The sequence below is a fragment of the Brevibacterium sp. CBA3109 genome, assembly GCF_040256645.1.
GTDB lineage: Bacteria > Actinomycetota > Actinomycetes > Actinomycetales > Brevibacteriaceae > Brevibacterium > Brevibacterium koreense.
On record NZ_CP158281.1, the window covers coordinates 2,585,028 to 2,597,754 of the forward strand.

At 65.1% G+C, this 12,727-nt stretch carries 6 protein-coding genes and 4 pseudogenes; 3 read left to right on the forward strand and 7 right to left on the reverse strand.

Annotated elements, in window-relative coordinates; all coding sequences use genetic code 11:
* Nucleotides 1–213 precede the first annotated feature (213 nt).
* From AAFP32_RS11805 to AAFP32_RS11835, 7 genes and pseudogenes are all read right to left on the reverse strand, one after another.
* Nucleotides 214–3,582 carry a DNA polymerase III subunit alpha gene (locus tag AAFP32_RS11805; RefSeq protein WP_350269283.1) on the reverse strand — a complete coding sequence of 1,123 codons (3,369 nt, stop codon included), beginning with the start codon at nucleotides 3,580–3,582 and terminating at the stop codon, nucleotides 214–216.
* 7 nt (nucleotides 3,583–3,589) lie between these two features.
* Complete coding sequence (locus AAFP32_RS11810; RefSeq protein WP_009885256.1) at nucleotides 3,590–3,886, reverse strand: DUF6504 family protein; 297 nt, start codon at nucleotides 3,884–3,886, stop codon at nucleotides 3,590–3,592.
* 121 nt (nucleotides 3,887–4,007) lie between these two features.
* The gene (mobF, locus tag AAFP32_RS11815; protein ID WP_350269284.1) at nucleotides 4,008–7,580 is read right to left on the reverse strand and encodes a MobF family relaxase; all 3,573 of its coding nucleotides are present in this window, start codon (nucleotides 7,578–7,580) and stop codon (nucleotides 4,008–4,010) included.
* A 206-nt stretch (nucleotides 7,581–7,786) separates the two neighbouring features.
* Nucleotides 7,787–8,422, reverse strand: coding sequence for a hypothetical protein (locus AAFP32_RS11820; protein ID WP_009885258.1), 636 nt, complete (start codon nucleotides 8,420–8,422; stop codon nucleotides 7,787–7,789).
* 219 nt (nucleotides 8,423–8,641) lie between these two features.
* Nucleotides 8,642–9,103 (reverse strand): annotated as a pseudogene (locus tag AAFP32_RS11825) (transposase); the annotation flags it as partial.
* A 37-nt stretch (nucleotides 9,104–9,140) separates the two neighbouring features.
* Nucleotides 9,141–10,319 (reverse strand): IS30 family transposase, encoded by a 1,179-nt coding sequence (locus tag AAFP32_RS11830; protein WP_420883396.1) that lies wholly within the window; start codon nucleotides 10,317–10,319, stop codon nucleotides 9,141–9,143.
* Between the two features lie 300 nt (nucleotides 10,320–10,619).
* Nucleotides 10,620–10,721: pseudogene (locus tag AAFP32_RS11835) on the reverse strand (hypothetical protein); the annotation flags it as partial.
* Between the two features lie 29 nt (nucleotides 10,722–10,750).
* On the opposite strand from AAFP32_RS11835, the pseudogene AAFP32_RS11840 reads away from it, so the two are divergent.
* The 3 genes and pseudogenes from AAFP32_RS11840 to AAFP32_RS11850 form a co-directional block, all read left to right on the forward strand.
* Nucleotides 10,751–11,230 (forward strand): annotated as a pseudogene (locus AAFP32_RS11840) (IS3 family transposase); the annotation flags it as partial.
* Nucleotides 11,231–11,238: 8 nt separating this feature from the next.
* Nucleotides 11,239–11,988, forward strand: a pseudogene (locus AAFP32_RS11845) (class I SAM-dependent methyltransferase).
* A gap of 274 nt (nucleotides 11,989–12,262) precedes the next feature.
* The gene (locus AAFP32_RS11850; protein WP_350269285.1) at nucleotides 12,263–12,679 is read left to right on the forward strand and encodes a hypothetical protein; all 417 of its coding nucleotides are present in this window, start codon (nucleotides 12,263–12,265) and stop codon (nucleotides 12,677–12,679) included.
* The last annotated feature ends 48 nt before the right edge of the window (nucleotides 12,680–12,727 follow it).

Below are 12,727 nucleotides of genomic sequence, written 5' to 3' on the forward strand. Positions count from 1 at the left end.
GCACAAGGCGTGGCGATGCCCTCCCGTTCAATAGTTCGAGAGGGCATCGCCACACTCGCGGGGTGGCGTGGAGGCTACCCGGGACGGCTACGAGGCCCTCCGGCAGGCCGTCGACGTGAACAGCCTGGCGCTGCCCGCGACCGACGGCAAGATGATCCGGCACCTAGACACCGAGTAGGCGGATGACTCGGCACACCTTGGGGTCGTAAGAATTTACTCTTGCATCTCGGGGCGAGATCGCGATTGGTTCCAATCTCTCCAAAGTTTCATGAGATCAAATGCCTCCTCGGCTTGGATGGATATTCCTCGTTCCCCTGTGCGTCGGGTGCGACCTCGAATTGTCATCATGCGCGCAGTGAAGAGGCCCGAGGCCGCCTCCTGTTGGGCTTCTTGGAAGAACGTTACGTCGATGCATCCGGTGCCATCGTCGAGGCTGATGAACACCGTTCGCCTCCCGCTGCGCATGGGAGGTGTCTGAGTGGCGACTCGGACTCCAGCGACGAGCACCTCCGTCCCTGAGCGAAGGCCCAGCAGCTCGGATGCGTGGGTGAGGCCGAGGCCGTCGAGCATCGGCCGGTACAGGTCCATCACGTGGCCATCGACTTCGGTGGAGAGCACCTCGAGGTCAGTGGCGATGCGCTCCTCAGCGCTCGGGTCGGGAACGGCCGCGTCCACGAGCACCTCGTCACCGAAGAGCGGAACCTGATTCGGCTGCGGCATTACGGCCTTCTTATGGGTGCGGGCCGTGAGTTGGCGGACGTAAGCGATGATGCCGCCGCGGTGGGCTTGCCCGTGTTCGTCGCGGGTGAGGCTGTCGAACGCGCCGATGCGGGCCAGGCGCATCATCAGTGGCCGCGACGGGCGGGCACGTTCATAGAGGTCTGTGATGGAGGTGTACGGCTGGCCGTCCAGGATTCGGGTGAGCTCGACATCGGTGATGCCGGAGATGTCTCGGAAGGAGAACCGGATCGCCTTGATCCCGGGCGAGACCTGTTCCACCCGGTATTGGTCGGAGGATGCGTTGATGTCAATTGGCAGCAGCGTGATCCCGAGGCGACGGGCCTCTGCGACGAGGAGCCGGCGCGGGTACATGCCCGGGTCGTGTTCGAGGATGCCGGTGAGGAACTCGACCGGATAGTGCTGCTTCAACCAGGCGCTCTGGTAGGTCGGCAGCGCAAAGCTGGCCCCGTGTGCTTTGCAGAACCCGAACGATCCGAACGCGGCCACGTTGGTCCAGATGCGGTCGATCTCGCGATCCCGAAACAACCGCCGCCCCCTCTCATCGACGCGGCCTGCGGTCCGGGCGCGGAAGCGAGCTTCGATGGCGGCGGAGTCGGTGGCGAGAGCACGGCGGATCTCGTCAGCTTCGGCGAGACTGATGTCCATGCAGTCAGCGAGAACCCGCATCAGCTGTTCGTGGTAGATCAGCACCCCGTACGTCTCGGCGAGAAACGGCCGGAACCTGGGGTGCAGGTAGATGATCGGGGCGTAGCCGAGTTTGGCGTTAATGAACGGAGCGACCATGTTCGCCTGAATTGGGCCAGGCCGGAACAAGGAGATATCGGCGACGAGGTCCTCATATTGATCGGGCTGCATCTTGCCGAGGAGTTCCCGCTGCCCGGGTGATTCGATCTGGAAGCACCCGAGCGTGTGCGTGGACCTGATGAGCTCGAACGTGGGCTCGTCGTCGTGCGGGATCTGCTCGAGGTCGACTCGACCATCGGCGGCAACATACGGAGCATCGACGGGCAGCCTGCCTTCGACCGCGGCGGTCGCTCCGTTGACGCGAGCGATCTCGGTGAGGGTGTGAGCGATGGACGATTGCATCCGGACGCCGAGGATATCGAGTTTGAGGAGTCCGGCGTCGTCGATGTCGTCCTTGTCGAACTGCGACATGGGCAGCCCCATCCCGGACGGCTGGGTCGCGGTCAGCGAGAGGAGGTCGCTGTCGCCGAGGATCACTCCACAGGGGTGCATCGAGATGTGCCGCGGGAGCCGATCGAGACGCGCAGTGAGGTCGACGAGCAGATCGAGCTGCGCATCAGTCTTCACCTGGGCGGCGACATCCCGCAGCTCTGGTTTCGTCTCCAGTGCTTGTCGGAAGTCCGCCGGGTTAAAGCGCCAGATGTTCTTCGCGATCCGGTCGATCTGTGCGAGGTCGAGACCGAGGGCGGCGCCGGCGTCGCGAACAGCTCCGCGGGCACGGTACGTCGACTGCATCGACAGCAGCGTCACCCGGTGGTGGCCGTACCGGTCGAACACGGCCCGATAGATGTCGTGGCGGCGCGCGGACTCGACGTCGATATCGATATCCGGCAGCGTGGAACGGGCGTTGCCGAGGAACCTCTCGGAGAGCAGGCTGTGTTCGATCGGGTCGACGGCGGAGATGCGCAGCAAGTGGTTGACGAGACTGCCGGCGCCGGACCCGCGCGCCTGTACCCGGACCCCCATGTCTCGGATGAGGTCGACGACATCGGCGACGGTGAGGAAGTAACTCTCGAACCCGAACCCGCCGATGGTGGCGAGCTCATCACTGAGCCGGTCCCGCACCCGGCGCAAGCCGGTGCCGTACGCGTGCGGGTACCTGTCGGTGATCGCGGCCTCGCAGCGCTGCCGCAGCACCCGCACCGGATCAGCCCCCGCGAGTCCGATCGCCTCCAGCTCAGGCACTTTCGGGTGTCGCCATCGCAGATCCGTCTCCGGGCCGAGACGACACCAGTCGGCGACCCGCTCGGTGTGAGCAAGCAGATCGATGGCGTCATCGCGGCGCAGCCCCGCGTAATCGCAGATGCGGTACGCCAGATCGTGCATGACCGAGGCCGGCTTCAACCACGCCTGAGCAGAGTGAGGTTCGAACGCGCCAAGGGGCAGGAGGAACGCGGCTGAGTCGAGGACATCGCCGGTGATCGCGTCGTCCGGGCGGAGAAATCGGACCACGTTGGTGAGCACCACCGGCACCCCCTGGACACGGGCCAGTTGGAGCATGTCGGCGGCTTGCTGCAGGCTCGCCGCCGTACCGGGGCGAGTGTGGTGGCAGACGATCTCCACGGCGATACCGCCGGGCAGCCTCCGCTCCCACGCCTCGAGCAGGGCCCGGGCACGCGGGCGGTCGCCGTTGAGGACGGCGCGGCCGACATCGGAGCCGGGGCCGAGGAGCACCGTGGCGACGGGACCGGTTTCGCCGCTCAGGAATGCGGGTGCTTGGTCGGGGGTGATCCAGGCGCTGCGGTGGGCGGTGCCGTGGAGGGTGTGCTGGCGGCGACGCGGCGAGTGGGCGGCCGAGATGAGCCGGACCAGGCCGGCCCATCCGGCACCATGGTTGTGGCCGTGCGCGAGCACCGTGACCGTAGAGAGCTGACCGTTATCGTCGCGGGTTTGGAGGTTCGCGCCGACGATCGGGTCGATCCCGGCGGCGAGGCACGCGCGGACGTGGCGGATCGCCCCGAAGATGCCGTCATGATCGGTGATCGCTGCCGCATCAGCGCCGGCGACGACAGCTGCAGCGACGAGAGTCTCGGGGTGGGCGGTGCCGTGGTGAGCGGTGAACGCCGAGGCAACATGGAGATGGGTGAAGGAGGGCACGGACGCTCTAGTCGGAGACGACCCGGATCGACCATTGCGGCCCTGCACCAACCGCGAGGTCGAAGATGAGCATCTCACCGTCATCGAGCGCCTTGGCTTGCACCTGCCACATCGGCCGCTCGACCATGAGGGCGTTCTTCGTGCCCACGAGGTCCGTGTTGTCCTTCCACCAGCGGACCCGGGACATCCACGGGATGGGGCGGGCGCAGACAATGAAACGGCGACGGTGCCAGATGAACCGCTCCGGGGCGCCAGAGGAGGTCGTCCAGACGGTCGCGACTTCCTCGCGGTGCATCGTGTCCATGGCCCACTCCCTCCAAATCGAACAAATGTTCGATGATTCAGTGTAGATCCATGCACCGACATAGCCAAGGGCACCACCGTTGTGATCGGCTGACCCACGCCTCTGATCTGCTGCGACCGTTCTACAGTCCACGCTCGGAAGTCCGTCGCGCAGAGGTGCGCTCTGGCCGTGGGAGCGAGCTCGAGGAGTGCTGCGTCCGCAGCCGCGAGTAGGCGACCTGCGCGGTTCGCCGTTCGTCTGCCTGCTGCGGGGACTCCACATCTTTGTCTGACCCGAGCGGCGCCGCGCTTTGGATGTCGTAGCGCTGTCGATACAAGGCGATCGTCACTGCATGGGCCCGCCACCACTCCCGCTCTCGGGTGCTGGGCCCCGGTGCTCCGAGCTGCGTCGCCCAGCCGACCTTATGGTCCACCGCCTCGTCGAGAGCGGCACCGGCCGCCGCGTCGATGAGAGCTTCACGTTGGCGTAATGCGGTGCGCATGTCCTCGTCCAAGGGCTCAGCGGGGCGGGCGATGAGGCCTCCGACTCGTCCCGGCGTCGAGGTTCTGCCGTGGGTCATCTGGGCCGTGGCGGTATCGATCATCGACGCCAGGTGTGCGGCGGGGTCGGCTTCGTCGCTGGTCGGTTGAAGGCGTGGAGCCAGCGCGGTCAGGACGCGGGTGGGCGAATGGCCTGTTGCCTCGTGGCGGGTGATGGCGGCTTCAAGTTGTTCGTAGTGCGGGCTGGTGAACACATCGTCCGCAACGGCTTCAGGGAAGGGTGCGACGTCCAGATAGGCGGCGCTCCGCTCGACCTGTGCTTCCCGGGCGAGCACGTCGTACTCGTGCACCAGCGTGGCCAGAGATGCGTGCCGATCGACTTCGTGCTTCAGGGTTTCGGTGGCCGAGAGGTCAGCATCACTGCGGGCCAGCACGCGGTGCAGTTGCTCGATTCGAGTCAGCGGTTCCGCCGTCTCCAGGTGGGGTTCGATCTCGTGGGGGTCGGGCTGGATGATGTAGGCGGTGTTGTTCTGCTTGCCGCGGGTCATTGCCACGTAGAACAGCTCGCGGGACGCGGTCTCGGGATCGACGAGGGCGTGGACGGTGTCCACGCTGGCACCCTGCGCCCGGTGCACCGTGGTGGCATAGCCGAGCTCGACGTCCTCGGCGACATACTCCGCTGGCAGGACCAGCTCAGCCCCAGCAGGCTGGTCTCCGGGGCCGAGGCGGCGCACGGCCAGCGCCCCGTTCTCGAGCCTGCGGGCGACGGACCAGCGGTCGCCGTTCTTCACCCAGGACCGGCCGAGACTCAGCTGGCGGTCGTTGCGCCGTGTCACCACCAAGTCCCCTACCCCGGCAGTGGTGCCATCATGCAGCCCGATCCCGTCGCGCTCGACGCGCCCGTCCGCGATGAGGTCCTCGCGGGCGCGGGTGTTCAGCTCGGCGACCATCTCGGCGTTGCCCGCGATCATCAGCGTCGCCAGGCCTTCATCGCGGTCCTGCTGCCAGGCAGTGTAGGCGGCATCAAGCATCCGCTCGATGCTCCCGTCGACCAGCCGGCCGTGGTTCTCGTAGTCCTCGAGCACGGCGGTCTTGCCGCGGCGCAGGTCGAGGCTGGCGGTCTTCTCCCACTCGTGGACGAACCGGCGCGCGTCGGTCAGCGTCGGTGGGCCGGGACGGTGGCGCACGAGCATCCCGAACGCCCCGCCGGTTTCTACGGAACTGAGCTGAGCCGGATCACCGACGAGCACCAGCTTCGCCCCGGCCTGCCCCGCGTGTTCAGCGATCCGATCCAAGGTCAGCGTCCCGGCGAGACTGGCCTCATCGAGCAGGATCAGCTGGCCGGGCTGGAAGTCCCACCGGCCTCTCTCGTGCTCGTAGAGGAACTTGGCGGTGTTCTCGGCCTGCACGCCCAACGATTCCCCGAGGACTTCCGCCGCGGCCGCCGAGGGAGCCAAACCGATCACGGAGCCCTGCCCATGGCGGGCAGTCCAGGCACGGTGCAGCCCGCGCAGCGCGGTGGTCTTCCCCGCACCGGCGGGGCCGACCAACAGGTCCAGGCTCCGCCCCGAACAAGCGATGCGAGTCACGGCGGCGGCCTGATCATCGGCCAGCCTCACGCCCTGGATCTTCCGGGAGACGTGCCGGGCAACCATCCGGGATGGCAGTCGCGGCGCGGATGTGTCATCGGCGTGTTTCGGCAGGCGGTGTTCGGCGTCGAGGATCTCCTGACTGGAATAGGCGACCTGGTCGCTGGACTGGAAGCGGTTCCCACTCCCGTCGACGTAGTGCCCCGGCACCGCACGGTCATATTCGGGTGTCAGGCGCAGCGACTGGGCTTCCGCCCCGGCCACGATCTGATCCAGCACTGCGGTGCGCTCGGCCGGGGTGGTGAAGCGGGTGGACATGAGCTGACGCATGGCTTCAGCGTGCAGATTCCACCGCGTCCAGGTCGAGCGCCGATCCGCGACCGTCATCACCACCACCGCTGCCAGGTCCTCGACCTGTTGCGCGCCGAGGTCCTCGGCACGCAACCGGGACGCATCGGGTGTGCGGGTGAGCACGTCTTGCGCCCAGGTGGTTGCATCGGTGCCCAGCAGCCGGGTTGCACGCTCCCGCCAGTCTGCGGTGAGCTCAGCCAGCGAATGCAGCTCTTTTTCGGGCCGAGTTTCCAGGGTTGCTTGCTGGCGCAATCGTGCGATGGTGTCCGGGCTGGGCGCGTGCCCGTGAGCGTCCCGGTAGTCACGGATGAGCCGGTTCTTCGCCTGCTCGATACCCTCCACTCCCCCACTGCTGCCGGTGGAGCGTCGGGAGAACTCCGCGATCAACTCGGCAGGGATGCCGGTGATTTCCCAGCCGGTGTTCCTGTCCTTGCCTCGGTCGACGGGCTCCCAGGTCAGGCCGAGCAGGTCGGCGGTGTGGTCGATGAGGTAGGCGTTGTAGCTGGCCGAGAGAGCGACGGTGGCCTTGTGCAGCCGCCGCGAGTCCAGGCTCCTCCACTTCCCGTCCTCGCCTTGGACCTTGTTCGAGACCACCAGATGCGTGTGCAGCTGCGGGTCGGCGGCTCTCGAGTCGTAGTGGTCGAAGGCGGTGGCGATGACGCCGGTGATCGGCATCCGCGCGATCCCACCCTTGCCGACCCGGGTCGAGGCCACCCGCTCTTCCAGCATCGCGACGGTGTCGCGCATCGCGGCGTGATGGGCCTGTGCCAGCAGCTCTTGCATCGGTGCATCCGCAACACCCCAGAGGGTGCTCAGGGACTTCGGCGGGGAGAACGTCAGGTCGAAACCTGCAATGGCGCTCTTGGGCTTCCGTGCAGCCTCTTCGTCGCGGATGTCCTGGATCATGACCTCACGTTGCGCCGCCGGCATGTCCGGGGCGAGCTTTGCAACCCGGTCGGCAATCCGCTCACGCGGTGGGCGCAGGCTCGGGTAGGCGTGGCCGAGTTTCGCGCCGGTGACCGGGTGCACGCCCTGCCCGAGCAACCGGGCCAGGTGCTCCTCCGTCACGGTCGACCCCTCATCGACTCCGGTGCCGGTGCCGTCGTCCAGGGATGCCAGGCCGGTGCCGAGCCAGGTCCCCGGTGGGCTGCCGGACTCGGTGTAGTAGCGGGTCAACGGGGTGCCCAGGTCGCGGTCGCCGTCGCCGGCGGCGACGGCGACGGTTTTCAGGAGGTATTCGTAGCCGCGGCCGGCGGACATAGGGCGGATCGTCATCACCACGATGGCCCCCTCCCGAGACGGGCTCAGGAAGGGGCCGCCTCAGCGGGCAGGTGCGCGCAGCGCGCCGAGTCGCACCCTGGTGCCAACCGTGTGAGTGGTTCTCAAAGGCCTGGGGACCTCAGAAGCATCGGATGATCCAATGGGTCTATGGGGGCGTCCGGAGGCAGGACTGTGAGCGAGAAGCTCGTGAGGCGAACGGCTTAGGTGACTGACCCGGCTGGGGTCAACAAGTCGTCAACGACGCCCGCGAGGATCGTCCGCTCGACTCGGGCTGCGCACTTGACAACCTCCGAATGATCCCCCGGGATTCCGCCGTCCTGCTGCGATGGGCAGAATCCAGTAGCGGCGAGGTCCGCAAGGAGCCCGACCTTCGCCACGGGGTTGAGGGCCGCCGAGACATCGTTGAGTAGCCGTCGTGTAGCGGCTGCCGCCAGTTTGCCTGCGATTGCGCTGCCTGTGGCGCTCTGAACCTCTTTGCCGACGGCGGTGGCGATGTCCCCTGGAACGCTGGTGAGGGTTGCACATGCTTCGCCGATGGCCGCGGCTACGGCGCAAAGCAGATGGCTCTCGGAGCGTCGGAATCCGGCGGCAGCCTCACGACGACGCCTCGCCTTGGACCTCGCTCCGAGCACGTCTGCGACGCCTTCTGCAACTGATGTTCGTGCGCGTGCTGCGACCTCACTCCAGTCCTCGGTGCTCTTGGGATCGAGCTCGCCCGCTGCGAATGCGACGCCCACGTCCGCAGCTGCATTTGAGAGCCTGTCGAGGAACTTGCCCGTCGTCAGAGAACGCCATTCACAGCGATAGTAGTTCGGGTCAGACTTGGCTCGACACATAAGTCCCTCTCCTCACCAAACGCGGGACCAGAATTGACGGCCAGTCGTTGGCGCGTTCGGCGATGAAACTATCGCAACATCACCGGAGGAGGCCAACCACACCCTGTGAGTGACAGGCTTCGCTCGCAAGCCACCACTGCACATAGCGGTGACTCGATGGACAACAAGCCTGAACATCTAGGTACGGGACTGATGCAAGGAGAGGTGACAATTCGGGTGTCACGCTGCGACTGCAGGTGACTCAATAATTGCTTCGTACTCGACAGGTGTCAAACGACCCAACCGGGCTTGCCGCCGACGACGGTGATACGTCTGCTCGATCCACGTCACGATCGCGATTCTCAACTGCTCCCGACTCACCCACCGGCGACGGTCGAGAACGTTCTTCTGCAGCAGGGCGAAGAATGACTCCATGGCCGCGTTGTCGCCAGCAGCACCGACCCGGCCCATCGACCCAACAAGGCCGTGGCAAGCCAGACTCTGAGTGAATTTCCTTGATCGAAACTGACTGCCACGGTCGCTGTGTACCGTGCATCCGCCCACATCACCACCCCTGCGGGCCACCGCCATCTCGAGAGCGTCAACAGCCAACCGGGCCTTCATCCGCGCACTCATCGAGTAGCCGACGATCCGGCCCGAGTAGACGTCCTTGGTCGCACAGAGGTACAGCTTGCCCTCATCGGCTTGGATTCCAGTAGTCGTTGCAACACCAAACTTTCTACTGAGGTTCCAGTAAAGCATGGAGTCGTTCTGCCGGTGTGTCCCAGTTCAAAGTTTTTCGTGGTCGAGCATTGAGTTCTGCAGCCACATCCTCGAGCTCCTCGGGAGCGTGCCGGGACAAGTCGGTGCCTTTGGGAAAGTACTGGCGCAAGAGTCCGTTGGTGTTCTCGTTGCTCCCACGTTGCCAGGGGCTGCCCGGGTCGCAGAAGTAGACGTCCATGTTGGTTGCTGTACGAAACGCGACGTGTCCCGACATCTCCGCGCCCTGGTCCCACGTTAATGATCGCCGCAGAGCCTGTGGGAGCTCACTGACGGTCTTGACGAGACCGTCTCGGACCGTCTCGGCAGTATGATCGGCGTCGAGATGGACAAGGGTGACGAACCGACTGGATCGCTCGACGAGTGTGGCGATCGCGGACCTGGACTTCGTTCCGATGATGAGATCGCCTTCCCAATGTCCTGGTATGGCACGGTCATCGGCCTCAGGTGGTCGGTCAGCGATCGAGACCATCTCATCGACAAACCGTTTCGTCCTGCGTGCTGGATCTCGTCGGGGTTTGCGTACTACCCGTCCGCGACGCATCAGTGCTGCGATCTCACGCTTGAGTCCACCACGGCCCTGAACGTAGATCGACTGGTAGATCGTTTCCGTACACACCCGCATTTGTCTGTCATCGGGGAAGTCCTTGACCAGCCGGTGGCTGATCTGTTCCGGTGACCATTTCTGCTGCAGCTTGGTCTGGACGTAGGCACGTAGCCCACTTTCACCTTCGAGTTTACGCACTCGTGGCCGCGGGCGACGAGACGCCGCCATTCGGTGCGCGGTATATGGAAGATACCCCAACGTGTTGGTGGCATTGCGCGCCAGTTCCCGGCTGATCGTCGAGGGGCTTCGCCTTAACCTCTCTCCGATGGTGCGCATCGATTCTCCACTCTTGGCAAGATCGTGGATTTTCTCTCGTTCAATCAGGCTCAGAAAACGAGAATCGATCGATATTTCGAGGCGCTCGACATCGACGGGAGCACCTCGTGTATAGGCATTGCGCGGATTCTTCACAGTTTTCAGTATCGCCGATTGCCGGTAGCGAATGATCCGACCATCAGGATAGATGCGCCCACCAGTGAACTGCTTAATGTCTTTGTCCCAGTCCTGGGCTGAGCGCTGATCGACACCGATCTGCTTGGCGGCCTTGCCGCGAGGGACGCCAGCGGCTCTAAGAGCTTTGAACTGTGCGCGCTTGGCTCGTGTATCAGTGCCGGTGAAAATACCGGCCTGATGGGCCCATTTGTAACAAGTGACCCTCACGAACCCGAGTTCTTTCGCGACTTGCGCGACATTGCCCGATGCCTTCAACCGTTTGAAGAACTCTGCTTTGTCTTCAGCCGTGTAGGAACGGCTCTTACCTCGCGGCGTCGACACTCCCGCTTCGCGACGCCATCGGTAACACGAATCCACGCTGACACCGAGCTCGGCGGCGACTGCACGGATCGTACCTCCACGATCGAGGAGGCGGAAGAATTCCTCGCGTTCCTTCGCTTTGTACTGGATGTTGTCTTTGCCTCGTGGTCGAGCCACCACACACTCCCATGATCAGGGGTGTTGCAACGATGACTAGAATCCAAGCCGATGAGGGCAAGCTGTACATGTGCGCGATCAAGGATATCTACTCCTCGCGGATCGTCGGCTACTCCATCGGGGCCCGAATGAAGGCGCGCTTGGCCGTTGATGCCCTCGAGATGGCTGTGGCCCGTCGCGGTGGTGACGTGGCCGGATGCGTGGTCCATAGCGATCGCGGCAGCCAATTCCGGTCGAAGAAATTCACCCGCGCATTGGCCTGCCACGGCATCGTCGGGTCAATGGGCCGCGTCGGCGCGGCTGGCGATAATGCGGCTATGGAGAGCTTCTTCGCTCTGTTGCAGAGGAATGTCCTCGACCGTCGCCGGTGGGCGAGCCGAGAGCAGTTGAGGCTCGCGATCGTGACGTGGATTGAGCGGACGTATCACCGACGTCGGCGGCAAGCTCGGTTGGGTCGTTTGACACCTGTTGAGTACGAAACAATTATTGAGTCACCTGCAGTCGCAGCGTGACACCCCGATTGTCACCTCTCTCTGCACCAGTCCCCTGCGCCGACGTGTCTGGGTAGGATTTCTCCTGGCTGGAGGGGCGGGCCGCTGAGGAGCGCCCGCCCTGGGGCTATGCACGGCAGCTTGCCGACCGGCTCAGCAGGGCCACGGCGTCGCTGGATATCCAGACCGGCGGCGGTGAAGTCCTCGCCGAAGCCAAGACGTTTCCCACCACTGCGGTCGCGACCGAATCCTGGTTGCCAAACGTCGCGAAAGCCACCCGCCTGCTACATCCCCGCGGTGTGGTCGTGGTGGCCGATCCGGACGAACCCCCGCTACCGTTCGCAGACGAGGCGTTCGACCTGGTCACCAGCAGGCACCCGGCCACGATCTGGTGGGAGGAGATCGCCCAGATCCTCCGCCCCGGTGGCACCTACTTCGCCCAGCACGTCGGGCCGGCGAGCGTGTTCGAGCTGTTCGAGTTCTTCCTCGGCCCGCAACCGGCTGCGCGGCGAGGACGCCACCCCGACGACGAGACCGCCGCAGCCCAGGCCGCGGGCCTGGAGATCGTCGACGTGAAGACGTCGAGGCTGCGCATCGAGATCCATGATGTCGCGTCCATGGTGTATCTGCTGCGCAAGGTGATCTGGTGGGTGCCCGGCTTCACCGTGGAGAAGTACCACGATCGTCTCTGCGACCTCCACGACCTGATCCAGCAGGACGGCCCGTTCATCGCCCACTCCACCCGCCACCTCATCGAAGCCAGACGGCCAGCGGCGTAGGACACAGGCGCGGGTTCGCCAGGACCGGGCAGTTCCAGGGCACCCTCAACCGCGGTGAGCAGTATCGCCCCGCGACTTCAGGAGTCGCGACGATCTGCCAGGATTCCTAACAACAGTGGACCCCAGCGGACAAGGCGGGCGGACGCACCTGAGAGGCATGAACTTCAGTCAAGAAGATGTGCCCCTAGAGATAATCAACCCTAGCTCCGCCCCCTCAGATGAGGCCATCCCAAGCCCGACCTACGATGCAGACCGGGAACGCCTGACCGGATACATGAAACGGCTCAGTACGGGACTGGAGCAGATCGAATGCGACTACTCCCGGTTCATCGACCTCGAAGACGAAGACCCCGAGACGTTCGGAGCCGGGCATTTCGTCCTCTACCCAGATGGCGAGAGTCATGCCCGCTTCGCCATCGAGGAGCACTACACCGGCACGGACTGGTCCGATCCCGACCGGCTGCCGACCTCCTGGTCCTGGAAGGCCGAAGAAAGAACCCGCCAGCCGGCCGGTGATTATCAGTGGAGCACGCATGCCAGCGGCAGGGTCCAAGCCGCCGACGTCGACCAGCTTATCGACCACGCCCGCGCTTGGGCGCAGTCGGTGCGGGCCCAGACCCTCCGGACGGAATCCTTCGATGCCACTGGCCGCGCCGGACCCGGCCCCGCCCCGCCCAGCCACCGCCTCTAACCGCGCAGGCCCGTCAGGACTCTTCCTGGCGGGCCTGATTGCTGCCCG